Annotated in this window: 16 protein-coding genes and 1 pseudogene; 10 read left to right on the forward strand and 7 right to left on the reverse strand. The window is 48.1% G+C overall.

Translation table 11 applies throughout. The features are described from left to right. Positions 1-227: 227 nt before the first annotated feature. The 6 genes from AOT11_RS20945 to AOT11_RS20970 all read right to left on the reverse strand — a co-directional run bounded on the left by AOT11_RS20945 (position 228) and on the right by AOT11_RS20970 (position 8322). Positions 228-1571 (reverse strand): TldD/PmbA family protein, encoded by a 1344-nt coding sequence (locus tag AOT11_RS20945; protein ID WP_017422749.1) that lies wholly within the window; start codon positions 1569-1571, stop codon positions 228-230. Next, positions 1571-2956, reverse strand: coding sequence for a TldD/PmbA family protein (locus AOT11_RS20950; RefSeq protein ID WP_017422750.1), 1386 nt, complete (start codon positions 2954-2956; stop codon positions 1571-1573). Before AOT11_RS20950 ends, AOT11_RS20945 begins: the two co-directional genes overlap by 1 nt. Before the next feature lie 268 nt (positions 2957-3224). After that, positions 3225-4283 carry a glycerophosphodiester phosphodiesterase gene (glpQ, locus tag AOT11_RS20955; protein ID WP_017422751.1) on the reverse strand — a complete coding sequence of 353 codons (1059 nt, stop codon included), beginning with the start codon at positions 4281-4283 and terminating at the stop codon, positions 3225-3227. A 250-nt stretch (positions 4284-4533) separates the two neighbouring features. Next, complete coding sequence (gene glpT / locus AOT11_RS20960) at positions 4534-5910, reverse strand: glycerol-3-phosphate transporter (RefSeq protein WP_017422752.1); 1377 nt, start codon at positions 5908-5910, stop codon at positions 4534-4536. Positions 5911-6353: 443 nt separating this feature from the next. After that, positions 6354-7769 (reverse strand): leukocidin family pore-forming toxin, encoded by a 1416-nt coding sequence (locus AOT11_RS20965; RefSeq protein ID WP_017422753.1) that lies wholly within the window; start codon positions 7767-7769, stop codon positions 6354-6356. 1 nt (position 7770) lies between these two features. Then, positions 7771-8322: a hypothetical protein gene (locus AOT11_RS20970; protein ID WP_017422754.1), complete on the reverse strand. Its 552-nt coding sequence runs from the start codon at positions 8320-8322 to the stop codon at positions 7771-7773. 729 nt (positions 8323-9051) lie between these two features. Here AOT11_RS20970 and AOT11_RS20975 point away from each other — a divergent pair. Next, a complete protein-coding gene (locus AOT11_RS20975) occupies positions 9052-10938 on the forward strand; it encodes a methyl-accepting chemotaxis protein (RefSeq protein WP_011152261.1) in 1887 nt (628 codons plus the stop codon). A gap of 196 nt (positions 10939-11134) precedes the next feature. Then, positions 11135-13024, forward strand: coding sequence for a methyl-accepting chemotaxis protein (locus AOT11_RS20980; RefSeq protein ID WP_017422755.1), 1890 nt, complete (start codon positions 11135-11137; stop codon positions 13022-13024). 86 nt (positions 13025-13110) lie between these two features. On the opposite strand, the gene AOT11_RS20985 is transcribed toward AOT11_RS20980, so the two are convergent. Continuing rightward, the gene (locus AOT11_RS20985; protein WP_017422756.1) at positions 13111-14511 is read right to left on the reverse strand and encodes an alpha-amylase family protein; all 1401 of its coding nucleotides are present in this window, start codon (positions 14509-14511) and stop codon (positions 13111-13113) included. Between the two features lie 367 nt (positions 14512-14878). Between AOT11_RS20985 and AOT11_RS20990 the strand changes: the two genes are divergently transcribed. From AOT11_RS20990 to AOT11_RS21025, 8 genes and pseudogenes are all read left to right on the forward strand, one after another. Beyond that, a complete protein-coding gene (locus AOT11_RS20990) occupies positions 14879-15349 on the forward strand; it encodes a GNAT family N-acetyltransferase (RefSeq protein ID WP_017422757.1) in 471 nt (156 codons plus the stop codon). Between the two features lie 218 nt (positions 15350-15567). Beyond that, positions 15568-18213, forward strand: a complete 2646-nt coding sequence (locus tag AOT11_RS20995; protein WP_017422758.1) for a nitrate reductase — start codon at positions 15568-15570, stop codon at positions 18211-18213. Positions 18214-18239: 26 nt separating this feature from the next. Next, positions 18240-19133, forward strand: a complete 894-nt coding sequence (cobA, locus tag AOT11_RS21000) for a uroporphyrinogen-III C-methyltransferase (RefSeq protein ID WP_017422759.1) — start codon at positions 18240-18242, stop codon at positions 19131-19133. 75 nt (positions 19134-19208) lie between these two features. Continuing rightward, positions 19209-20177, forward strand: a pseudogene (locus AOT11_RS21005) (glycosyl transferase family protein); the annotation flags it as partial. 130 nt (positions 20178-20307) lie between these two features. Next, the gene (locus AOT11_RS21010) at positions 20308-21216 is read left to right on the forward strand and encodes a dienelactone hydrolase family protein (RefSeq protein ID WP_026050824.1); all 909 of its coding nucleotides are present in this window, start codon (positions 20308-20310) and stop codon (positions 21214-21216) included. Positions 21217-21391: 175 nt separating this feature from the next. Then, on the forward strand, positions 21392-21970 hold the full coding sequence (locus tag AOT11_RS21015) for an ANTAR domain-containing response regulator (protein ID WP_026050825.1): 579 nt from the start codon (positions 21392-21394) through the stop codon (positions 21968-21970). A 294-nt stretch (positions 21971-22264) separates the two neighbouring features. Then, a complete protein-coding gene (locus AOT11_RS21020; RefSeq protein ID WP_237342686.1) occupies positions 22265-23626 on the forward strand; it encodes a CmpA/NrtA family ABC transporter substrate-binding protein in 1362 nt (453 codons plus the stop codon). Positions 23627-23653: 27 nt separating this feature from the next. Next, positions 23654-24622 carry an ABC transporter permease gene (locus tag AOT11_RS21025; protein ID WP_017422764.1) on the forward strand — a complete coding sequence of 323 codons (969 nt, stop codon included), beginning with the start codon at positions 23654-23656 and terminating at the stop codon, positions 24620-24622. Positions 24623-24624 lie beyond the last annotated feature (2 nt).

Here is a 24624-nt window from a genome sequence, read left to right on the forward strand (position 1 = left end):
ACTCAGATAAAATGTCGCCTTAAACAAGCTCAAAGCGAACGGCGCAGCGATTATATTCCTCTGATAGAAATAAACATAGAGTTACAACTCTAAGTTGAATGTTTGTAAGTGTATTGTTTTGATGACAAGTGGAGATGAGCAGAAACGAAAACGGAGGGAATCCCCTCCGTGAATTCAAATGACCACACTAGGAAAGTGCGAGGTCGACAATAATGGCGTGTTTCGCGCTATTTCCCACCTATGCTCAAGCGAGAGAAACGTACCTTTGGTGCGAAGAATGAGCCGCCGTCGTTAGATTCAAGTACCGACCCTAACGCATCAACCTCTTTCAACATTTGATAGAAATTACCTGCGACCGTAATGCCACGAACGGGCTGGATTCTTTGGCCATCTCGACAAAGGAATCCGCTTGCGCCGAATGAGAAATCACCGCTAATAAAATCTGCGCCAGAGTGTACACCTTGCAGCTCAACAAGCTCGAGATACTCGCCAGCAGTGACGTCTGAGAAGCTACTTGTGCCAGCGTTAATCACTTTATGGTGTGCTGAAATTTCCAAGCCTTCTTTTGGTCCACGTGATGCATGTCCAGTGTTTTCAACACCAAAGAAAGAGGCCGTTTGACTGTTGTGCAGCAGTGAGTTCAGTTCACCCTCGCCGATCAAGACCAAATCACGCGCGGCAAAACCTTCGCTGTCAAAGCTATGGATACGGAACCCACCTTCTACATAGGCTTTACTGGAGAAAGAAATAAGTGGACTGGCGATCACGCTGCCAACCTTATCGCGCAGAGGGCTCAAGCCTTTCATCGCCACAGAGGCAGAAAAACAAGCTGAAAACGCGCCAAACAACTCGCTTAGGGCATCAATGTCGAAAATGACCGCATAGTTACCCGTCGTAACCGCTTCGCCATCGAGCAGATCTTTGGCGAGTTGGTAACCTGCTTCAATACAATACTCAGGATCGAGATCGATATAACGTCGGCCAATGCTCATCGCCCCCGCCATAGATTGCTTGCCCTCTTTTTCAAACAGCGTGTAAGCGTAAGCCGAGTGATAACGCTCCGCCTGCTCGCAAAGTGTCCCTTGGCTGTTTGCAATCAAAATCTGCGATCGGTTATCGCTGTAGCCGTTGTACGGCGAGCTTGTTGCGTGTGGACGGCTTACGACACCTTGTTCCAAGCGCAAGCTCAAAGCGATTTTGTCATCCACAGTGGCATCACATTCTTGATTAAGCTCCGCGTAGTCGCTGATGATTTGACTGCCGACCACACTGATTTTTTGGTGAGGGTCAATCTTGGCGTATTTGGCACTTTCTAACGCATTATTAAGCATCATGTCGAGGCTTTCTGTTGCGAGAGACTCAGAGTAACTGGTTGCTACGCGGTCATCTTTGACCACCCGAATGCCGATAACCTGCGAGGCGCTGACTTTGTATTCGTCTAGCTGGCCTTTATTGGCTTTGAGCGAAAAGTTGTCATTGGCTTGTGCGATGATGTCCGCTTGTGCGCCACGCTTTTGGGTTTCCGCCAAAAGATGATCGATGGCGTTAAGCAGTGATTGTTTCTGGCTCATTAGTTACCACCTCCAACGAGAATCTTATCCACTTTCAACGAGGGCTGACCGACGGTGGTCGGAACTGAGCCACTGACCGAACCACACATACCGGGTGCAAGAGCCATGTCTTTGCCCACCATGCTGATCTCTTTGAGAACTTTAGGCCCGGTGCTAATGAGGGTCGCGGTTTTTAATGGTTTGGTGATTTTGCCATTTTCGATGAGGTACGCTTCACGTACGGCGAAGTTAAATTCGCCCGTGCCCGGTTGAACCGAACCTCCGCCCAATTTCTTGGCGTAAATACCTTTCTCAATGCTTGAGATCATCTCATCAAAAGAACTTTCACCTTCTTCAATAAAGGTATTTCTCATGCGAGAGGTTGGCGCGAATTTATAGTTTTGGCGGCGGCCTGAGCCCGTTGGCGCGTAACCGGTTTTTAGGCCGCCCATTTTGTCGACCATGAAACTGGTAAGCTTGCCATCTTTAATAAGCTGAGTGCGTTGAGTCTCCATGCCTTCATCGTCAATATGAATCGAGCCCCATTCGTTGGTCATGGTGCCATCGTCGACGGCACTCACGGCAGAATGTGCGATCATTTCGCCCATTTTGTCATGGAAAACAGACGCTTTTTTAGCAACTGAGGTGGTTTCTAGCAAGTGACCACAGGCTTCATGGAAAATAACGCCACCAAAACCGTTGCCAATCACGACGGGCATTTCGCCAGAAGGGCAGACATCGGCATTCAATTTCACCAGTGCTTGCTCTGCGACTTCTTGCCCTAGCGCTTTGGCGTCCAATTGCTGGCTAAATTCCCAGCCCATTAATGCACCAGGGCCTTCCATACCAACGCTTTGCTCGCTGCCATCTTGAGCTACAGCGTTTGTTGCCACACGAACGTAGTGTCGTGTATCACCGATATGCAAACCTTCTGAGTTAAAGATCTCAATTTGCTGCTCACGTTGTAACACTGAGCCCATGAACTGCGTAATCTTTTCACTTTGCGCTCGAGCGGCGAGATCTGCTTGATGCAAGAAGGCAATTTTTGAATCCAAATACGGGTCTTTGCTGAGTGGTTGATGTGAGACGTGTTGCATTGGGTGTCGAATAAGATTCAATGAGCCAGCTTGAGCGATTTGATCGCGCTTGTCTTTTGCCGCGAGGAGGCTAGTCACGCGTTTCAACTCACTTTCTTCGGTGCTGTTGGTAAAACCATACAGGACTTTATGGCCGAAAAAGAGTCGGATACCAATACCAAAATCGATACCAGAGTTTATTTTGTCGACTTCCTGAGAGTTGAATTGAATGCTGTTTGTCTGATGATGTTCGACAAACAACTCCGCAAAGTCGGCCCCTAGAAATAGGGCATGATCAATAACCGCTTTCGCGGTAACGGGGTTAAGCATGAAATCTCCTTGCTAGATTATCCGGAATGTCATTTCTCCGGAGCAAATAATGTTTTGACTTCAGCGTAGTCAATCTGCCAGAGAATCTTAACATTTTATTAAAGTATTTTTGTCCTGAAGCTAAGTGTTTTACTCTAATGCGATCTGGATCTTACGCCATAAAGTGACGATTAGTAAGAAAAAAGCTCGGCAAAACAGCATCCTAAAAAAATAAAGGCTGGCAAAAGGCCAGCCTTAAAGGATTAAGTCATTATAGACTGTAGGGGGATTACTGCTGCTTTTCTAGGAAAGCAACCGCTTTATCTGGAAAGTCGGTGAATAAGCCATCCACTTTGACTTGGTTGTAAAAGACGTCGAGCATGCCCTCGAAATCGGTCGCATAAGGGGCAATTCGACCAGGATCGGCGCGGAAGGTGTAAGGATGAACCGCTAATCCCGCTTGTTTAGCTTCATTCATCAGTGGTAACACAATGATGTTCTCTTTCGTGGATTTGTCATCGACCAGCATCGGTTTCCAAGGGCCAATGCCTTCTGCGTATGTCGCCACTTCTTGCATCGCACCGGGTTTAAACATCCAATCGTAGTCATAAGGTGTTGCTTGGTTACCGTTGTACACCATGGTTTCGTTCCAATCCGTGTAGGCCATGAGCTGAACCAATTTTAGGTCCATTTTCATTGCTGGCATTAACTCATCGTTAATGCGTTTTAGTTCAATCGGATCGAAACATTGCAAATAGACTTTGCTGTTCTTATCGGTATAGCCATACGCTTTCAACGTATTAAGAACCGCTTTACTGATGTCTTTACCTTCGTGACGATGGAACCAAGGTGCTTTGATCTCAGGATAAATGCCGATGTCATAGCCTAGGGTTTTGTTTAAGCCTTGAATCAGCTCAATTTCTTCAGCCAGTGTTGGGACAGTGAAATCAGACTTCCACATGGGAAAGCGAGTCGGGTAGCCCTGAACTTTGTTGCCTTTATCATCGATGTTGAAGCCTTCGGTCACTTTCAGCGTTTTGATCTCAGCCAAAGTAAAGTCGATGGCGTAGTAGCGGCCATCTGCACGTGCGCGATTGGGGAATTTCTCAGCTACATCGGTCACGCGATCCAGGTAGTGGTCGTGCAATACAACCAGTTGGTCGTCTTTGGTCATGACGACATCTTGCTCGATGTAATCGGGCTTCATGGCATAAGCCAAGGTTTTCGCCTCCAGTGTGTGCTCAGGCAAATAGCCAGAGGCACCTCGATGAGCAATAACAAGAGGTTCGGCAAAAACAGAAGTGGTTAACAGGCCAGCAAGGGAAAGAAAAAGGGGGGTAAGTTTCATGATGAGTTCCTTGTTCTGATAGCGATATTTTGGTTGGGTATATATCAGAGGCGCTTATGGTGACGGAGGAATATGAATACTCCATGACACTCGCGCTTATTTCTTTTCTACTAGAAGAGGTTGAGGTTTTGGTTTGCTTACGCTCGTGGGCGTCACTCACTTTCCACCTACCTGTCACTCCGAGTAGTCTGGACATAAAAAATGGCCCATCAGTTCGACTAAGCAAAAAGATGGGCCTGAGGAAGTTCAGTTACGCGATGGCTTCTTGTTCTTTTTCCTTCTCTTTTTGTTTGGCATCATGATGGGCTTTTTCTCCCAGTAATGCGTAAGTCAAACAAACGATAGAAGTGATACAAGAACCAACCAGAATAATGAAGCCGCCATCCCAGCCGAAATGGTCTACGGTGTAACCTAATACCGCGTTGGCTGCCACGGCACCACCTAGGTAACCAAACAGACCAGTCAAACCTGCTGCTGTACCTGCCGCTTTCTTCGGGGCAAGCTCAAGCGCATAAAGGCCGATAAGCATTACAGGACCGTAGATCAGGAAGCCGATTGCTACCAGCGCCGCCATATCAATACCTGGATTACCCGCTGGGTTGAACCAGTAAACAAGAACCGCCAGAGTGACAAGGAACATAAATAGGATGCCAGCTGGTGCGCGGCGGCCTTTGAACAGTTTATCTGAAATCCAACCACACAATAGCGTGCCAGGAATACCCGCCCATTCGTATAGGAAGTAAGCCCAAGATGATTTATCTACCGTGAACTCTTTCGCTTCTTTTAAGTACACAGGCGCCCAGTCCAACACGCCGTAACGAATCAAATAGACGAAAGCATTAGCAATAGCTATTGACCACAAAAGTTTGTTTGAAAATACATACTTAAAGAAAATTTCTTTTGCGGTCATCTCTGTTTCATGAGATGTGTTGTAATCATCTGGGTAGTCGTTTTTGTACTCTTCAATTGGCGGTAGGCCACAGGATTGCGGGGTATCACGCACGGTGAACCAAATGAATACCGCGACTATCATGGCGAAAAATGCAGGCACATAAAACGCGGTGCGCCAATCATCATTAAACATCCACAAACCAAATAGGAAGATAGGACCAATCAAGCCACCACCGACGTTGTGTGCAACGTTCCAAACTGACACGATCTCACCACGTTCTTTACGTGACCACCAATGCACCATGGTGCGCCCACACGCAGGCCAACCCATACCTTGGAACCATCCGTTGAGGAACAGTAAGATAAACATTGCCGTGATGCTGCCAGTTGCCCATGGCATAAAGCCGAAGCAGAACATGACCAAGGAGGACATCACCAAACCCGCACTTAAGAAATAGCGAGGATCAGAACGGTCAGAGACGCTGCCCATTAAAAACTTAGACAGGCCATAAGCAATGGAGACGGCGGCCAAAGCCACGCCAAGATCGCCACGGCTAAAGCCTTGTTCAATCAGGTAGGGCATTGCCAAACTGAAGTTCTTGCGGACAAGGTAGTAGCCAGCGTAGCCGACGAAAATACCGATGAACAATTGCCAGCGTAGACGGGAGTAGGTGCTGTCGAGCGAGTCGCTGGATACGCGATCGATATGCGCCTTAGGTTTGAATATACCAAACATGGAAAGCCTCTTATTGTATTTTGCGATGGTATCGAAAAGAGTCCGAAGTAAGGTGTAGGGTAATCAGGAACTCATTTCGTTAGTGTGCGAACGAGCAAACGGTTTCGTTCGAAAGCGTGGGAATTTTCGTATTCTATGAAAGTAATTTCTGTGAGAAATGTTACATTTCAATTAATTAATTTACAAAATAGAGTATTAACTTAAGGTTATGGATTGCTGATCTCACTTTCAACAAAGTTCGAAAATCCAAAAAAGAGGCGAATCGATTGATAAATGAGCAAACGAAAGTAAAAGGTCACTGGCAAGACCTTAGAGAAGGAAACAAACTCAATCACGTAGCTCGGGATAAAAAGAAGGAAAGTCGATGACGAATAGATGGCGAGTAAAGAAAAACGCTCCCGAATACACTGGGAGCGTTTGGGTATCGCTAAGGTCAACAAACCCTAGAGTTTGACTTGTTGTAATGTGGGTTTCCAACGCGCCTGAGTTGCTTCATTTTCAGGGGTTACTTGAACATTACGGCCACCGACAATGTTTAGAAGGTAGCGAGTATTGTTGCCATCAACATAGCGGCTGATGAGCTTATCGCCTTCCCAATACCATTTCTGTGCTAAGTTCGCACCACACTGTTCGACTGTGAGCGTTTTGTCTGCGTTTACGGTCAAACAACGATCGGATGCCACTCGGCTACGGTAACGTTCTTCTTTATCTAGGCCCCAAACTTGGTTCCAACTGCCGTGACAGCTCCAGCCGTTAACCGAACCACCCGCAACCGTTTTGTCACCGTTCTCACCATAAACATCTAGGCAGAGATCGTTGTTGCTCAGTGATTGTAGTGTAACGTGTGCTTCCGCTTCAAACAGTGGATGATTCCAGTCGATGCGAATACGTTGTTTCACGGTACTGCTGTTGGTTGACGAGCCCGCAGAACCATAAACTGAGAAGAGTGCTGAAGGGATTACCGTACCAAAGCGTGCACGATAGTTGAGTTTCACGCCCATCTCGAAATCCGTTACGCCGGTTTCAGACACAGGCGCTTCGTACAAAACGTCATAGTTCGGTTTGAAGTTGGAATAAGAGATTGGGTTGAACTTCGTCTTATCAAATACCCAGCCACTGCCCCAGTGAGCGGCGGTGAAATAGCATCCAAGCTCTTGGCGGCGCAGTTCATCACACTCACCAAACTCACGCTCGAATGAAATATCAAAATCACTCAGTGATGAGCGGTTGTTGATGCGATAGTCTTTTGTATCAAACACCAAGGTTTTCGAGTAGTTGTAAGTAAATGAGCCACTGACTTCGCCACCTACTTTCGGGCCGTCTTTGTTCACTTCCGCGCCTACTTTACCGTTAATACCGATGGAGTAACCGTAAGTATCACGGTGTTGGTAGTTTTTGTTCTCATTCTGCGGTAGGTCACGCGCTTTTTTCGGTGTGTAACCCGAAACCGGTTTCACCCAAAGGTCATAACTGCTGGCGAATGGGCCAATGTAAGTGCGGCGGTTTGCCCAACTCTGGAACCAACTGTGATCTTGCTGTAGCTCGTTAACCAAATGGATACCCGTGCCAGGCTTGTCGGCATCGACGGTAAAGCGGACAATTTTGGCGTCAGGAGTAAAACCATCTGACGTTGCCGATTGCACCGAGCGCATCTGTGCCACATTGACGCGAACATCGATGGAAGCGCCCGCATTACACCAGTCTCGTGTGGCGTTGAAATCACCACTTGTGTGTAGCACGCACTTAATTTTTGAGCTGGTGATATAAATAGGTTTCTCAACAATCGGCACATATTCTTGTGCGCCAACCTGTACCGCGGTAGCTAAAAGAGAAAGGGTAAACAGAGTTATTTTTTTCATCTTATTTTCCCTCAGATTGGAAGCGGTCTAGGGCATGAGTAAGAGAAAGTTTAACGCTCTCTAACTCGGCTTGGGGATCGTTGATGGGATTATCATTCTCGTCGGTGACATCACTGACGATCGCATTGACTAAGGCGTCGCCTTGATAAACCCCAGTGACAACAACGGGTGCTGACAGTCCTAAACCAGTGAGTTTCTGGCTCCAATCAAGCCTTGCGTCGTCACCTGCAATTTGAGTCAAATCGATCACCACGGTGCTACCGGAGATGATATGACTTTTTGCTTGAGTGATTTCATCATCTGTTGCTGTTCCTACATTGACATACAACACATCATTACTGTTTAACTGGCCGTTAAACAGCGTGACATTTTGTTGGTACTGCTCGGCAATGGTTTGTGAAAGCTCACTTTCGCTGCCCAAAATTTGAACATCAGCAAAAGCATTCGCCGCAAACAAACAGCAGAGTAGGGTAAGGCGTCCTACATTTCTATTTTTGTTATTAAGCATAGATTCCTCATTACGAGTAAGGGTTATTATTGTTATTTTCTCCATAACATTAATATTTTTATGGAGATTGTTTGGTTCGTCCTTGAGAATAGATATGCACCAAAATCCTGTTGGCTATTTATTAATAATCCTGAAAATATTTCATATAAATAAAATAAAAGTATTTTTTGGCTCATTGTCACAAAATCAACAGATTAATATCTGATCTATTATTGTTTTAAAAGTGATCTAATATAAGTGTATTCTAAATTTAACTTATTGATTAATGTGGGTGTTGTTATTTTATCTTTTTGTTTTTAAGTGGTTTTTATTTTGTCTTTTAATTTGTAAGATTTAACTAAAAAAGAGAGTGGTTAATTAGTTGTTTTTAATTTAACTATTTCTTAATTATTGGGTTGTATTTTTAAATTGATAAAAATGAAATCTATTTATTCATATTTGTCATCACTAAATTATTTAATGCAGAAATTCATTTTTAGAATTATTGCTCTAAAATAAGTTTGTTTTTATTCAATGAAAAAGCGAAATAGGTTTTGATTGTGATTTCGCTATTTTTGGTATGTTTTAACTCTCTTAAGTCCTCAGGAAAAATTTACGGTTTTAGTGATGAGATACTGAACGTTGGATGTTGAAAGTTAAGAGCTTGGTCATGATTTATTTTTAGCTTCGAATTTATAATGTGCGGGAACACTGGCATCGAGGATGCCCAAGCACTTTTGTGTGAGGGCGGTGGCAGGTGTTGAGCTAAATCAATAACAAAAGAGCAGGATTACAATGCTTAGAAAACTTTCTTTAAAAAACAAACTCGCTGTTTCAGCGAGCGCTGCCATTATTGTCGGGGGACTTTTGGTTGAAGCGCTATCATTTAACGCTTCACTAAATCGGTTGGAAGTCGAGGTGCAACAGCGCCTGACCAGTACCACCGCGTCATACAATCAATATGTTACGGACTGGCTACTTTCAAAAGAGCGAGCGTTAACGGCGCTATCCTCTGAAGTCGACAAACAGTCCATTGTGACTCATTTAAAACAGGTGAAAGATTCGGCCAGTTTTGATAATGTCTTTCTCGCCTACCCAGATGGTGCTCAAGACAACGCGAATGGTGTGGTTTTACCGCCGGGGAACGATGATCCTCGCCAATGGGGTTGGTATAAAAACGCCATGGCGAATCCAGCTAAAGTCTTTATGGATAACCCAACTGTCGCCGCGGCGACCGGGGCAAACGTGGTCTCATTGGGTAAAGCTCTTTCGTTGCATGGCCAGCAAGTGGTGTTGGGGGCGGATGTCGAAATCACCGACATTCTCAACAGTATGGCTAAGGTAATCTTACCCGGTGAAGGTTATATGTTTATTGCCAACCAGCAAGGCAATGTGTTTACCCACTCTGACACCAAGTTGCTGAATCAACCGGTCAGTCAACTTGGCTTGAAGTTTAATGACATCACCCAAGCTGCGCGAGACGGCAAAGATATCTATGTGGATGTCTTTGGTGAAAAATCCGTGGTGTATGCAAAAGCGATAGAAGGCACGCAACTGACGACCGTGAGTGTTATCAATTACAACTCGCTGGTTGAGCCGTTGTTTGATGCTGTCATCGGCCAAATTCTGGTCACCGCGGTGGTGGTGATTGTGTGTACGCTACTGTTCAATATGTTATGTAACTTGCTGTTCCGTCCGCTAAATAACGTTTCTGTGGCGCTTGAACAGATTGCAAACGGCAGTGGTGATTTGACGCAACGCATTGTGGTTGAAAGCGATGATGAAGTGGGTAAATTGGCTCATAATTTCAATACATTTGTCGCGAGTCTGCAGCAACTGATCGGTCACATTCGAGAGCAGTCTCATCAACTTACTCAACAGTCGGATAAAAGTACTTACCGCGCGAACAGTGCAGTGAATGAAATTCATCACCAACAACAAGAAATCACCATGGTTGCGACGGCGGTAACTGAACTGGCCAGTGCCACGCAAGAAATCGCATCGCATGCGGAGCAAACCGCCCGCGCAGCACAGGATTCTGCTGCCAGCACCAACGATGGTCATGCCTTGGTGCTTCATACCAAGTCTTCGATCAATAGCCTTGCAAGCGAACTGGACCAAGCGAGCAACGTGATTTCGGATCTTAATCGTCATGCTCAAGAAATTTCGACCGTACTTGCTACTATTCAAGGCATTGCGGAACAAACCAACTTGTTGGCATTGAACGCGGCGATTGAAGCGGCTCGCGCCGGGGAGCAAGGGCGTGGCTTTGCGGTTGTGGCGGATGAAGTGCGTGTTTTGTCACAGCGTACTCACTCTTCGACAGAAGAGATCAAATCCACCATCGATGCCTTACAACAAATTACGCATCGTGCGGTGAACTTGATGGAAAACAGCTCGAAGTTAGCTGGCAACTCGGTTGCTGATGCGGATAAAGCGACGCAAGCATTGGAAGAAATCAACACAGCGGTGACGCTCATTAGCGATATGGCGACGCAAATCGCCACAGCAGCTGAAGAGCAAACCCATGTGACCAGCGAGATCACCCAAAACATCACGTCGATCAAAGATGTGGCCGATCAGTTGGTGGTCAGCTCACAAGACAGCTCCGTGGAGTCGAACCAGCTAAAAGAGCAAGCAGAGGAACTCAGCGCGAAAGTGGCCACGTTTAAGTTGTCATAACTATTTGTTCTTAAAAGAGTATGTTTAAGAAATAAAACGGCGTCTTCGGACGCCGTTATTTTGAAGCAAGATCACACAGTGATAAATCAATCAAACTGGTTGAGTATAAATTTAGAGTTAAAACCCAGAAATTTGTAAAGCGAAACGTATATTCTCAGTTATTCAACAATGTTTATAACTACAATGAGAGTCAACTATGCAATTTAGTTTGAAGAGGAAGATGGTTTCCTCGGTTGTTTTGGCTATTGCAATCACATCTGCCACTTTACTGTTCGTCGGATACAAAACGTTTAACACTCACAGCTGGCGTGCGATTGAAAGTGAGAGTCGCAACACGCTTGAAGCGCATGCCAAAGGCATTGCCGATTGGTTTCATGATAAGCAATTGGCGGTGAAGGGGTTAAGAGAAGAGATTGAACGTAACCCTGATCTCGACATTGTGCCTCACCTGCGTCAAACCCTTATTGCTGGTGGCTTTGGCTTAAGCTACTACGGTAACGAGCAAGGTGACATGTTCCGTCATGATCCTTCACTAAACAAACCCGGTTACGACCCGCGTGCTCGTGGCTGGTACAAAGAAGCCAAAGCGGAAGATCGCGCGATTACCACTGCGCCTTATGTCAGTGTGACCATGCAAACCTTGGTGGTGACTTTAACGGATCCAGTGCGTCAAAACGGCAAGTTAATTGGTGTTGCGGCATCCAATCTTGCGTTGGATAAACTGATTAAAGACGTTTTAGCGATTCAAGTGCCAGGGAATGGTCAAGCCATTCTGGTCAACCGTAAAGGGGCTATCGTGGCACACCCAAATAAAGATGTGCTGCTGAAACCCATCCATGAGATCGCTTCTGAGCTGAATATTACCCAACTGATTCAAGCGGCAGACAGCGATACCGCCATCTACGCGACGGTAAATGGGGCTGAGAAAGTGATCATGGCGCAACCGATCGAGTACACCGACTGGTTACTTGTGATGGAGATGGACAAAGCCACACTTGAAGAACCGATTACGGACATGCTGTTTAGTCAGGCGTTAATCGGTTTGTTGGTCTTGGTGATCATGGCCGCAGCAACCTCTTGGTTTGTTGCAAGACAGTTGATCGAACTGGGCCGTGTTAGCGAAGCGTTGGCGGATATTGCCGAAGGTGATGGCGACTTAACCCGCCGTTTGCAAGTGACCAGCCAAGACGAAGTGGGCCAACTGGCTGAGAAGTTCAACAAGTTCGTCGACCGCTTACATGTGATGGTGAAAAATGTGCGCGACGTTTCTGGCGCATTGAACCTCGGAGCTGACGAAGCAGCGCGTACTGCAACCCAGCGCAGCAACAGCATTCGCCAGCAGCAAGATGAAATTACGATGGTGGCCACCGCGGTAACGGAAATGGCGTCAGCGACGGCAGAAATTGCAGGCAACGCTGACAACACAGCGAAGAATGCCAACCAGTCGGTGGAGCTGAGTCAGCATGGTTTCCAACAAATGACCAAGAGCCAAGACTCTATTCATTCGCTGGCGAGTGAGCTCAACAATGCCGTAGAAATTATTGGCGAGCTGGAAGCGCATGGTCAGCAAATCTCGACCATTCTCGCAACGATTAGAGACATTGCAGAACAAACCAACTTACTGGCGTTGAATGCAGCAATTGAAGCCGCGCGTGCAGGTGAACAAGGCCGCGGTTTTGCGGTGGTTGCGGATGAAGTTCGTGTTCTGTCTCAACGTACTCATGCTTCAACAGAAGAGATCCAAAGTAAGATTCAAGGGCTGCAAAAAGCCACAAACGATGCGGTGTCTGTGATGAAGCAAAGCCATCAATTAGCCGAGACCAGTGTTGCGGATGTGAATCTAACGGGCGAGAGTTTGACAGCGATTGGTGAAGCAATTCAAACCATCAGCGATATGGCGACGCAAATTGCGTCGGCGGCTGAAGAGCAATCGCTGGTGACCGCCGATATCAATGGTAATACGGAATCGGTGCGTGAAGTGAGTGATCGACTTGCACACGATGCCATCGACGCGGTTGAACAAGCCAAACGTCTGCATGCGCTTGCGGGCGACTTGGATAGAGAGATTTCTCGCTTTAAGTTGTAACGTCGAGCTTCTAGAACCATTGATTGGTACAGTACTCATAAAATCGGCACCTCAGGTGCCGATTTTTTTGGTGTCATACTTGCTTTTTAGAGCATGTACATGCGCGCACTGCGGGCTGGAATTCGGAAGGTGTGGTAACGCGAACTCACGGTTTCATTCGCGCCAGTGAGTGTATCGGTGTAAGGCTGATACCAGTTGAACTCATGCTGATAGGTGTCAACGGTATGAGAACGCTCTTCACCACATTTATTAATGCCGACCACCCCTTGTTTACCACGCTTAAACATCAGCAGACACTGATCGCTGTATAGCATCGTCATCTCTTGCCCTTGCATTTGGTTATGGAAGCGCAACATGTTCTTCATCAGGTCACGGTTCCAAACGCCTTCCCAACGGCGATTATCACGATCCTCGTTATCAGGTAAGTTGTCGCTGTAAATCAGAGGTGTGCCGCCATCTTTACCGAGGATATAAGCGTAAGCCAACTCTTCATCTTTCGGATCCATGATTTGATATCGGAAACCGTCGTTCGTTGGGATGTCGTGCGTGATGGTAAAGGTAATTGAACGTGCGTTTTCAAGCCCTTGGCCATAGGCTTGTGGATCATGAAGCATGTTCATGCCACCGCTGTAGGAGAAGGCGTTGCGAATAGAGGCAAACAGTGGGAAATCGTAAGCCGAATGGTTGGTGGCGTTGAGATAAGGCGCTAAGAAGTTCTCATAGCTGGAGTCGCCTTTGCCACCGCTGGTGATCACTTCACCAAATACGTGCATTCCGGCGGTAATCTCTGGAGTGAAAATCTGGTCGATTTGATATTGGCTCATGTGTTTAACCGCATCAATGCGGAAGCCTTTCACACCTAAACCTTTTAGCGCATTCAAATACAAACGTTGTTGCGACACCACCCAGTTGTTCGGGTCTAAGTCTGGCAGCCCTCGGTCACCTGCGCCGCCACAAAGACGCCAGTATTGCACATTGCCGGCATCATTCCAGTCGCTAATACAGCCTTCTGGGTGGAAGTCAAAGCCCGAGAATAGGTTTTCTGTTAAATTGCCAAAAAGCGTTTGGTCCGCATAATAACTGGTGTTAGCAGCGTATTGTTGCAGCACTTCACTGCCAGGGTAATTTAAGTCTTCACGCTTCCATGTTTCATTAGCCATATGGTTCAGTACCACATCGGCATACACATCAACGCCAACCGCCTTCAGCGCATCAATCATGGATTTTAAGTCACTTTTGTTGCCAAGTGGCGAATCGATCACGCGCAGATCTTGCGGTTGATAACGTGCCCACCATTCATTGCCACTCGATTTCAGTGCTGGCGAAATCAGCACTTTTTTATAACCCGCCGCCGCGATTTGCGAGGCGTTTTGCGTGACGTCGGAGTACTTCCAGTTAAACGCATGCAAAATGGCGTCAGCATTGGCGGTACCGGACAGGCTACAAGCGATGGCAGCAGAGAGAAAAACGAATTTTGACGGTTTCATAGGGTATGTCTCTTATTATCGGTATGACTTCAAAAGGGTTTGCCTGCGTGAAGCGTTGTCGCTTTAACTGAATGACGTTAAGCACCACGCTTAGCCGCTTGGCGACATCAATCATAAAAAAACCATCAATAATATGAATGTCATTAATGGGGGGGCGGAAGGTAAATCACACTGTGTAGGGGTGAGATTTATAAAATTGTGCGCTTGAATTTATTTTGCACGCTTTGCCAAATGTACAATTTATGTTAATGCAAGTTGTTGTATTTAAACGAATTGATTAACATCACTTTTTGTATGCATCTAGGGCTAGTCATCGCTTGCGCTCTCGGTTAAGGTTACGGCCATTAACCCTTTCTAGGCGAACGAGATGAGTCTTTCTTTTTCAAATATCCAACGTTCACAATTGCCCGATATAGAGGCGATGGAAAAACAGTTATTCGCTCAACACGGTTATCCGGCGTTTTTTTTACGCCAAGCTTATGATTGCTGGCGTAGTGGTTTTATGGTAGCTGAGTGTGAGCATCAGATTGCGGGGTATGTGCTGATTGTGCCTAAGGCAGACAACAGCAATGAAGCTTGGATGCTGTCGTTGGCAGTATCGCCAGCTTACCAAGGGCAAGGAATTGCCAAACAATTGGTGAAGTATGCGCTGGCGCGTCAGTCGCATTACCAAAAAATCTATTTGACGGTTGCGCCAGACAACCTGCCAGCGCGCGCCATCTATCAATCCTGTGGCTTTGAAATCCTCACCGAGGAAGAGAACTATTTTGATGATGGTGAAAGCCGTTTGGTGATGTGTCGTACTGCGTTTAACCCCGCCTTTACAGGTGCACAATAAGGCAACATTGTGCACCGCCATTGTGCATTATCAGCATGGGTATGGCGATAACAGTAAGCTAATTGATTGAAATTATTGCACTGTTTGGTTTGGCACTTGCTTTGCTATTACTTTTTAAAGTCACTCGCGCTGAACAATAAAACAAACTAAGCAACGTCACGGCAACGAAGCCTCTTCTGGAAACAGAAGGGGCTTTTTTCATTTTAAAGGAGTTATCTATGCATGGATGCAGCAAAACAACGTGTCCTTACTGTGGGGTCGGTTGTGGTGTGGAGGCAAAGCCAGATGGGCTGGTAGGAGACAAAGAACATCCTGCCAATCATGGCGCATTGTGCGTCAAAGGCGCGGCGTTGGCGGAGAGTTTAAACATGCCGAGCCGTTTGCTTTATCCCAAGCTTGCCGATGAGCAAGTCAGTTGGGAGCAGGCGAGCGATTGGATTGCGCAGCGAATTCATCAGGCGATGGAACAATATGGACCAGAATCAGTGGCAATGTATGTGTCGGGGCAACTGCTTACCGAAGATTACTACGTCGCCAATAAGTTGATGAAGGGCTATGTGGGCAGCGCAAACATCGACACCAACTCGCGCTTATGTATGTCCTCGGCGGTTGCTGCTCATGTGCGAGCTTTTGGCGAAGATGTCGTCCCCGTGAGTTATGACGATCTCGAACATGCGGAGCTGATCGTGATCAGTGGTGCCAACACGGCGTGGACCCATCCCGTGTTGTTTCGCCGCATTCAGCAAATCCGTGACCGCAATCCAAACGTCAAGTTGGTGGTGATTGATCCACGCAAAACCGTCACCGCTGAGCAAGCGGACCTGCATTTGCCCATCGCCAATGACAGCGATGTCAGTTTGTTTAATGGTTTGCTTGCATATTTGCTCGAGCAGCAAGGCAGTGACAAGGGCGTCGATACCGAGTTTATTGAGCAACACACCCAAGGGTTTGCTGCACTACAGGCGTTGATCTCGAGTGGGGCATATCAATTGGAGCAAGTGGCGTTTCACTGTGGCATCGACGTTCAAGCGCTGCGCACTTTCTATCAATGGTTTTCACGCAGCAACGCGACGATGACGCTGTTTTGCCAAGGGGTCAATCAAGCGCAAAACGGGGTCGATAAAGCCAATGCCATCATCAATGCACATCTCGCCACTGGGCAAATTGGTAAGCGCGGTGCAGGGCCATTTTCGTTGACGGGTCAGCCCAATGCCATGGGCGGCAGAGAAGTGGGTGGGCTAGCGAATCAGTTGGCGGCTCACCGAGGTTTTGATCCTGATTCCATCCGCGCTGTGCAGCGGGTTTGGCAATCGCCTCGCATTGCAGAACAACCCGGTTTAAAAGCGCTGGATCTGTTTAAGGCCGTCGAGAGAGGGGAGATCAAAGTGTTGTGGATCATGGCCACCAATCCGGTGGTTTCAATGCCTGATAACCGATGGATACGCCAAGCACTTGAACGATGCCCGTGTGTGATTGTGTCAGACATCACCGCCGATTCAGATGTTGCACACTACGCTGATTTGTTGCTACCCGCCGCTGGATGGGGAGAAAAGCAAGGAATGGTCACCAATTCTGAGCGGCGAATGTCGCGTCAGCGTCGATTTATCTCCCCTCCTGGAGAAGCCAAACCTGATTGGCAAGCCATCTGTGAAGTGGGCGCACGTTTATCGCAAAAGTTGCAGGTGAAAAATGGCTTCGCCTTTGAATCTGAAGCGGCGATTTTTCGTGAGTTTGCAAGGCTCACGGCCATTAATAGCGACAGTCACTACAAGTTGGATCTCTCTCAGTATCAGAACCTCAGTGACGAAGCCTACGAGCAGTGGCGACCAACGCAATGGGGAGGAGAGTCACCCTATGCAGATCGTTGTTTCTCTCATCCCGATGGCAAAGCCAGATTCGTCGCCGTGACGGAGTTGGCAAACAGCAGCGATGAGCCTATAGGCAGAGGGCTCTGGCGCTTAAATAGCGGACGCCAGCGTGATCAATGGCATACCATGACGCGTACGGGTCACATTGAGAAACTGGCCGCAAGTGAGCTTGAGCCTTCCGTCTATTTGAATAGTCTGTCGGCTGAAAAGCTTGAACTGCAAGCAGGAGAGCTGGCAAACATCACCAACCCCGACACGCTGCAATCTCTGTTAGCTAAGGTGGTCATCGATGAGTCAATGGCGTTTGGTGAACTGTTTATGTCCATGCATTGGGCTGGACGCTATGGCGGTCAGAGCCAAGTTAACGCAGTAGTCAGCGCCATGGGCGACCCTATATCGGGCCAGCCTGCGTTTAAATCCGGCTTTGTTAAGGTAGAAAAAGCACCGGTCGCTAGCTTTGGCGTGATGATCAGCAAGTTCTCGCCTGCGATAGCGACAGACTATTGCGCGTACCAACATCAAGAACAGTCCGGTGTATGGCGCATTGCAAGCTTAACCCTGCCTCCACAGCAGCTGGCGGAGAGAAATCTACCGGCGGCCAGCAAGGTTCGCCGCGTGAGTTGGCAGCATGAACTCGGTTGGATCACGCTACAACTGCAAAGTCACACACATGAGGTAAGCCAAGCCAAGTTACAAGCGATCTTCATCGCCTCGTCACAGCCACTCAAAGCGGACTATCAACAGTTACAAACGCTCATTGGTGAACCCATCAACTGGCAAGCACTGATGCAAGCGGGCTTTGCCACACGTGTGAGCCAGCTTGTGTGCAGTTGTCTACGTGTAACGGACACCCAGATAGAACAAGCGATTGAGCAAAAGGGCGTGACCACGCTGACGCAATTGCAAAACCAGCTCCAGTGTGGAACCAATTGCCGGTCGTGCATTCCGCAACTCAAACAGTATTTTACCGCCGCCATCGCGCAGGCAAGCCGTTAATCCACTCGGCTACTAAGGAAAGCATTATGGATACAAGCATCAGCACTCAATTACGTGATCGCAGCTATAGCGAACATGCGATTTGTTACCACTCATCACGCGGTTTGCAAGCCAAGAATCGGCCAACGTCAACTGGGGCGGCGGCATCAGGTTTTGTCTACTTAGTCGGCGCAGGGCCGGGCGATCCAGAACTGCTGACAGTAAAGGCGGTCAACGCGCTGCAACAGTGCGATCTGTTGGTTTATGACCGCTTGGTCAGCAAAGAAATTCTGGCACTGGTGCCAGAGCACGTTGACAAAATTTATGTGGGCAAACGCTGTGGCGAGCCGAGTCTAAAGCAAGAGGAGATCAATCAGATCCTCGTCAGCTTTGCGCAACTTGGGCGCAAAATCGTTCGGCTCAAAGGGGGCGATCCCTTCATCTTTGGCCGTGGCGGCGAAGAGGCGTTAGCGCTGGTAGAGCACAACATTCGTTACTGTGTGGTTCCCGGCATCACAGCCGCCATAGGCTGTGCGGCGAGCTGCGCTATTCCGCTCACGCACCGAGAAGTAGCTCGCAGTGTCACGCTCGTGACTGGTACTGTAGTGACGGGGTCACTTCCTGCTTGGTCTGCTATTGTTGAAGCGGGGCAAACATTGGTGTTTTACATGGGGTTGGAATCGGCACGCGCGATCGAGCAAGGCTTGCTCGGGCAGGGGGTTCGTGCAGATTTTCCCGTCGCGATCGTGACGCAAGGTTCGACACCTGATCAGAAAACGTACGTGACAACCTTGGCCACGTTGGAAAAAACAGCAGTAGCGCTAAAAGGGGTGAGTCCGGCATTGATCATTATGGGGGAAGTCGTCAAACTGCGGGATAGATTAAAGACCACCCTTGCGGCAGTCGCGCCCATGGCTAACGCCTCATTTGTTGACGAGTGATTAATGAGAGGTTGATGAATGATCATCACCAGCCAGAAGGACGACCGAAGCTAAGCAGCAAAAGAACAACGAGGAAGTATGAGCACAATTTTGGAATGTATCCGCACGGTTGGACGCGGTGAGCGTGGGCGTAAACCCCTGACGTTTGAACAAGCCTATCAAGTTATGGATGAGTATCTCGATGGTCAAGTGGGTGATGATCAAATGGCGATGCTGCTGATGCTGATCCGAGTGCAAAATGAGACCCGTCAAGAGATCGCGGGATTTGTTAAAGCTTTCCAAAGTCGAGTACCTAACTTTGGCGCAGACATTGATTGGCCTTGTTATGCGGGAAAACGCGCCTCAGCGGGTAAGCCTTGGCATCTTCTTGCGGCAAAAATTTTTGCCGATAATGGCTACAAAGTTCTGCTCCACGGATACAACGACAAACCCGCTGGGCGTGAACATGCAGAGCATTATTTAGCGGCGTTAGGCTTGCGTGAGGCGGGCTCTACGCAAGAAGCCCAAACCGTGCTTGAGCAAGATGGCATCGTTTATCTGCCACTGCGCAATTTTGCGCCAATGGCGGAGAAAATGATTGGTTGGAAAAGTCGTTATGGTCTGAGAACTCCGATCAACACTGTCGTTCGGGCGCTTAACCCTGGCGGGGCGAAAATCGGCCTGCGTGGCAGTTTCCACCCTGGTTTCCAGCAGTTGCACGCGGAAGTGGAAGATGAAATCGGCTATACCGAGCATGGCGTGATCTCATTTAAAGGCCAGTCGGGAGAGTCGGAGTTTAATCCCAAAGTGAGCCAAACCGTGTGGTTCAGTGGTCCGGAAGGGGTCACCTCCCATTATTGGACTGAGCAAATGTGTTCAGACATCGCGATTGTGCAGAACTGTCCGTTTGCAACGCCGGACGAAGAGAAGAACTTGATGGCCAACACCATCGTGGCAACCTTAGCCGCGCTGCTGTTTACCGAACTGCAAGATCGAGAAGCGGCACTGGAAAAGGCGCATGATTTCTGGCGTCAATACTGCGCGGCGGTCAATATATCGGCCTAGTATCGCAGCCTAGCTCGCGGCAACTTACCGTGCGGGGATATTTGTCGAACACAAAGGTGTTAACTATCTTTAAAGCCAAACGTGTGCCTATTTCACCCGTTTGGCTTTTCTATTTTTAGGAGTGAACACCATGGTTGGCAAAACATCGAATTCAGCAACAAAGCAACCCATCCCACAAGAAGCCTTTGATTGGTATGACGAGTATGCACACGGCAAGATCGACCGCCGAGAGTTTTTAAATCGCCTAGCCGGGTTGGCGGTGCTTGGCTTTAGCGTTGCAACGTTAACCGAGGCACTGCTGCCGGATTACGCAAAGGCGGAGCAAGTGTCGTTTAATGATCCCCATATCAAAGCCAGTTATCAAACCTTCCCCTCACCAAAAGGCCATGGCGAAGGCAAAGGCTATTTAGTGGTGCCAACGCAACTGACCGCGCCGCTACCAGTCGTGCTCGTGGTGCATGAGAATCGTGGTCTCAACCCTTACATCCAAGATGTCGCACGCCGCTTAGCCAAGCAGGGTTTTGTCGCTTTTGCACCGGATGCATTAGCGCCTGTCGGCGGTTATCCGGGTAATGACGACCAAGGCCGTGAGCTGCAAAAGAACCTCGATAGAGCAAAAATAGAGCAAGATTTCATCGCAGCGGCGCAATATCTCAAAACGCATACTTTGAGCAATGGCAAGCTAGGAGCAGTGGGTTTTTGCTTTGGCGGCTATGTGGTGAACATGCTGGCGGCCGTCATGGGTGAACAGCTCAATGCTGGGGTACCGTTTTATGGCACACCCGCAGAAAAGTCGTTACGAGCGGACATAAAAGCGCCCCTTCAACTCCATTTCGCCGAACTCGACCAACGAGTGAATGCGACTTGGCCTGACTATGAGCAAGACTTAAAAGCCATGAATGCTCGCTACAACGCTTTCCTCTATCCGAAGGTCAATCATGGCTTTCATAACGACTCCACCGCCCGTTACGCGCCAGAAGAGGCAGAGTTGGCTTGGCAAAGAACCGTGGAGTTTTTCCGTCGCGAGCTCAAATCCTAATAGCGCATCTCCACGAATCCATTAATCCATACCGCCCGTTAATCCGCACAGCCAAGGTCAGCCAGCCTTGGCTGTTCTTTTTGCGCTATTTGTGCGCTATCGATGGGCGCATTCTCCAAGGTGGCACATTCCTTGTTATGTCATAGTGAAATAACGAAAACGACAAGGAATGTCTATGACGAAAAAGCCTTATCAAAGGACGATGATTGTTTGCTGCGATTCATTAACACAACAAGCGCATTTAGCCGAGCGATTGGCAAAAGAGTATGACCAAGTACTGGGGTGTCAGCTTGGGCAATTGGAACACATCCTGCGGCGAGAACCTGAAAGCTGCGTTGTCGTCGGGTGGTCCGCCCCTTGCGCCGAAGTGCGGTTGATCATTGAGTATTGCCGTCAACAAAAGCGGCCGGTGTTGGTCTTGTTTCGCCAAGTTTTTGCTCAACAATTCAATCAGTTAAAAGATTGCCACGACTGTGTGTTTTTACCAGAAGAAAGCACCTTGCCCTTAGCGCCTTGGATCGACTACGCCGCGCAACTGAGAGAAAGTTACTTACTGGTGGAGGAGAAAGTGGCGCTTTTAAATGACAAATTGCAAGAGCGAAAAGTGATTGAAAAAGCGAAAGGTCTACTGATGAAATTTCAACAAGTGGATGAAGAAACCGCCTATCAAGCGATGCGTCGTTCCGCGATGCAAACCAGCCAACCCATGTTGCAAGTTGCGAAGAACGTGATTGCGACGTTAAGCACACTGTAAGGTTGTCCTACTACTTTGGGGGTAAGAGAAAAAAGTGCAATTGGTGCGAGGTGCACTAAATGAAAGCAGCATTGTGGTAAGTCGCCAAGAATACAACGATAACATGCTGATTTATGGTGAGTATTTCGTTGGCACACTAATTGAATAGTTCTAATGGAATAGTTTTAGTTAGACACATTTTTAGTTAGACACATTGTTGAATGGCGAATCTCAATTATCAACGGCGGTAATTGCAGAGAAAGCAACGGCGCTACGACTCCTTGGAGTCGTAGCGCTTTTTTTTGGAGAAAATCGATGAAAAAGAGATGGACAGTTGGCGTATTAACAAGTTGGTTGGCGTTTGCTCCACCAGTTGTACTCGCAGACGTTGGCGAGGCTGAAAAAGAGGACTTAAAGTTTGGCTTTATCAAATTGACCGACATGGCACCGTTGGCGATCGCTTATGAAAAAGGATTTTTTGAGGATGAAGGGCTGTATGTGACGTTAGAAGCGCAGGCCAACTGGAAGGTGCTGCTCGATCGCGTGATTGATGGTGAACTGGATGGCGCGCACATGCTGGCAGGCCGACCGCTGGGTGCTACCATCGGTATCGGCACGCAAGCCAAAGTGATCACTGCATTCAGTATGGATCTCAATGGTAACGCGATCACCGTGTCGAACGATGTTTGGCAGCAAATGAAGCCCAATTTGGCCAAAGGCAGCGACGGTAAACCCGTTCACCCAATCAAAGCTGATGCGCTTAAGCCTGTCGTAACAAGCTATCGCGACCAAGGTAAAGCGTTCAATATGGGTATGGTGTTTCCAGTATCCACTCACAATTATGAACTGCGCTACTGGCTCGCAGCTGGGGGTATTCATCCCGGCTACTATGCGCCGCATAAAGGCGACAATAGTGGCCAAATTAATGCCGAGGTGCTGCTTAGCGTCACGCCGCCACCGCAAATGCCAGCCACCATGGAAGCGGGCACCATCAAAGGCTATTGCGTTGGCGAACCTTGGAACCAGCAAGCCGTGTTCAAAGGCATTGGAGTGCCAGTGGTGACCGACTATGAGATCTGGAAAAACAACCCGGAGAAGGTCTTTGGCGTTGCACAAGATTGGGCGGAAAAGTACCCCAATACCCATATCCGCGTGGTTAAAGCACTGATCCGTGCGGCGCATTGGTTAGATGAAAATGATAACCGCAATCGCGCCGAAGCCGTGAAGTTGCTTTCACGCAGCGAGTACGTCGGCGCTGATGCGGAAGTGATCGCCAATTCCATGACTGGCACGTTTGAATACGAAAAAGGCGATAAGCGACAAGTGCCTGATTTTAATGTGTTCTTCCGCTACAACGCCACCTATCCCTACTACAGCGATGCCATTTGGTATCTCACACAAATGCGCCGTTGGGGACAAATCGAAAACCAGAAACCGGACTCATGGTACATGGACATCGCCAAGCAGGTGTATCGCCCAGAGATTTATCAACGTGCCGCAGAAGCGCTAATCGAAGAAGGGACATTGAGTGCCAGCGATTTTCCTGACTTTGCCCAAGAAAGCGGTTTTCGCCCACCGCAAACCCACTTTATTGATCAGATCCGCTATGACGGCCGTAGCCCCAATGCGTATCTGCAGCAGTTCGCTATTGGCCTGAAAGGCTCTGAGTCACTTTAACGCATCAATGATTAACAAGGAGTCGTTATGTCAGGAAATGTTATTTCACTTATTCCCAGTTCACAGGCAGTGGCGGACAAAAGCCGGCTGATTCTACTGCCCATGATTGGCTTACTGGTGTTTTTGTTGGCGTGGCACTTAAGTGCACGCCAAGTTGAAACGTCGCTGGGCACATTGCCAGGTCCGGTGGATACCTTTCAACAGTTTTCTAATTTGCTCACAGAGCACCACAATGAGCGCGAAAAGGAGCAACGCTTCATTGAGCGACAGGAGCAACGCAACGCAGCCAAGCTGGCAAAAGATCCTACAGCCGAGTTGAAAATTCGCCCATATACCGGCAAACCGACCTTTTTCGACCAAATCATTACCAGTTTGGTGACGGTGGCTTGTGGGTTTATGTTGGCCAGTCTTATTGCTATTCCACTTGGCATTGTTCTTGGGCTCAACCAAGGGCTCTACATGGCGTTCAACCCGATTATCCAATTGTTAAAGCCGGTGTCGCCCTTGGCATGGTTGCCGATTGTCACCATGGTGGTCAGTGCAACCTACGTCAGTGATGACCCGCTTTTTGCCAAGTCTTTTGTCAACTCGCTGTTTACTGTGGCGTTATGCAGCGTGTGGCCAACCTTGATCAACACCGCTGTGGGTGTGACCAGCGTCGATAAAGATCTCCTCAACGTGAGCAAAGTATTGAGGCTTTCATGGTGGCGACACATTCGCATCATCGTGCTTCCGTCGGCAATTCCGATGATGTTTACCGGATTACGCCTTTCGTTAGGCATTGCGTGGATGGTGTTGATCGCCGCAGAAATGTTGGCGCAAAACCCAGGGCTAGGAAAGTTTGTTTGGGATGAGTTTCAAAACGGCAGCTCTGATTCACTTGGCCGCATCATGGTGGCGGTGATTGTGATTGGCTTGATTGGCCTTCTGCTCGATCGCGGTATGTTGCAATGCCAGCGTTGGTTGTCGTGGAACAAACAGATGTCGTTAAGATAGGA

It is taken from the genome of Vibrio vulnificus NBRC 15645 = ATCC 27562, assembly GCF_002224265.1.
GTDB classification, from domain to species: domain Bacteria; phylum Pseudomonadota; class Gammaproteobacteria; order Enterobacterales; family Vibrionaceae; genus Vibrio; species Vibrio vulnificus.

Coding starts and splice junctions, on each gene's coding strand:
- AOT11_RS20945 (WP_017422749.1), bottom strand. CDS start 1,571: ATGAGCCAGAAACAATCACTGCTTAACGCCATCGATCATCTTTTGGCG.
- AOT11_RS20950 (WP_017422750.1), bottom strand. CDS start 2,956: ATGCTTAACCCCGTTACCGCGAAAGCGGTTATTGATCATGCCCTATTT.
- glpQ (WP_017422751.1), bottom strand. CDS start 4,283: ATGAAACTTACCCCCCTTTTTCTTTCCCTTGCTGGCCTGTTAACCACT.
- glpT (WP_017422752.1), bottom strand. CDS start 5,910: ATGTTTGGTATATTCAAACCTAAGGCGCATATCGATCGCGTATCCAGC.
- AOT11_RS20965 (WP_017422753.1), bottom strand. CDS start 7,769: ATGAAAAAAATAACTCTGTTTACCCTTTCTCTTTTAGCTACCGCGGTA.
- AOT11_RS20970 (WP_017422754.1), bottom strand. CDS start 8,322: ATGGAGAAAATAACAATAATAACCCTTACTCGTAATGAGGAATCTATG.
- AOT11_RS20975 (WP_011152261.1), top strand. CDS start 9,052: ATGCTTAGAAAACTTTCTTTAAAAAACAAACTCGCTGTTTCAGCGAGC.
- AOT11_RS20980 (WP_017422755.1), top strand. CDS start 11,135: ATGCAATTTAGTTTGAAGAGGAAGATGGTTTCCTCGGTTGTTTTGGCT.
- AOT11_RS20985 (WP_017422756.1), bottom strand. CDS start 14,511: ATGAAACCGTCAAAATTCGTTTTTCTCTCTGCTGCCATCGCTTGTAGC.
- AOT11_RS20990 (WP_017422757.1), top strand. CDS start 14,879: ATGAGTCTTTCTTTTTCAAATATCCAACGTTCACAATTGCCCGATATA.
- AOT11_RS20995 (WP_017422758.1), top strand. CDS start 15,568: ATGCATGGATGCAGCAAAACAACGTGTCCTTACTGTGGGGTCGGTTGT.
- cobA (WP_017422759.1), top strand. CDS start 18,240: ATGGATACAAGCATCAGCACTCAATTACGTGATCGCAGCTATAGCGAA.
- AOT11_RS21010 (WP_026050824.1), top strand. CDS start 20,308: ATGGTTGGCAAAACATCGAATTCAGCAACAAAGCAACCCATCCCACAA.
- AOT11_RS21015 (WP_026050825.1), top strand. CDS start 21,392: ATGACGAAAAAGCCTTATCAAAGGACGATGATTGTTTGCTGCGATTCA.
- AOT11_RS21020 (WP_237342686.1), top strand. CDS start 22,265: ATGAAAAAGAGATGGACAGTTGGCGTATTAACAAGTTGGTTGGCGTTT.
- AOT11_RS21025 (WP_017422764.1), top strand. CDS start 23,654: ATGTCAGGAAATGTTATTTCACTTATTCCCAGTTCACAGGCAGTGGCG.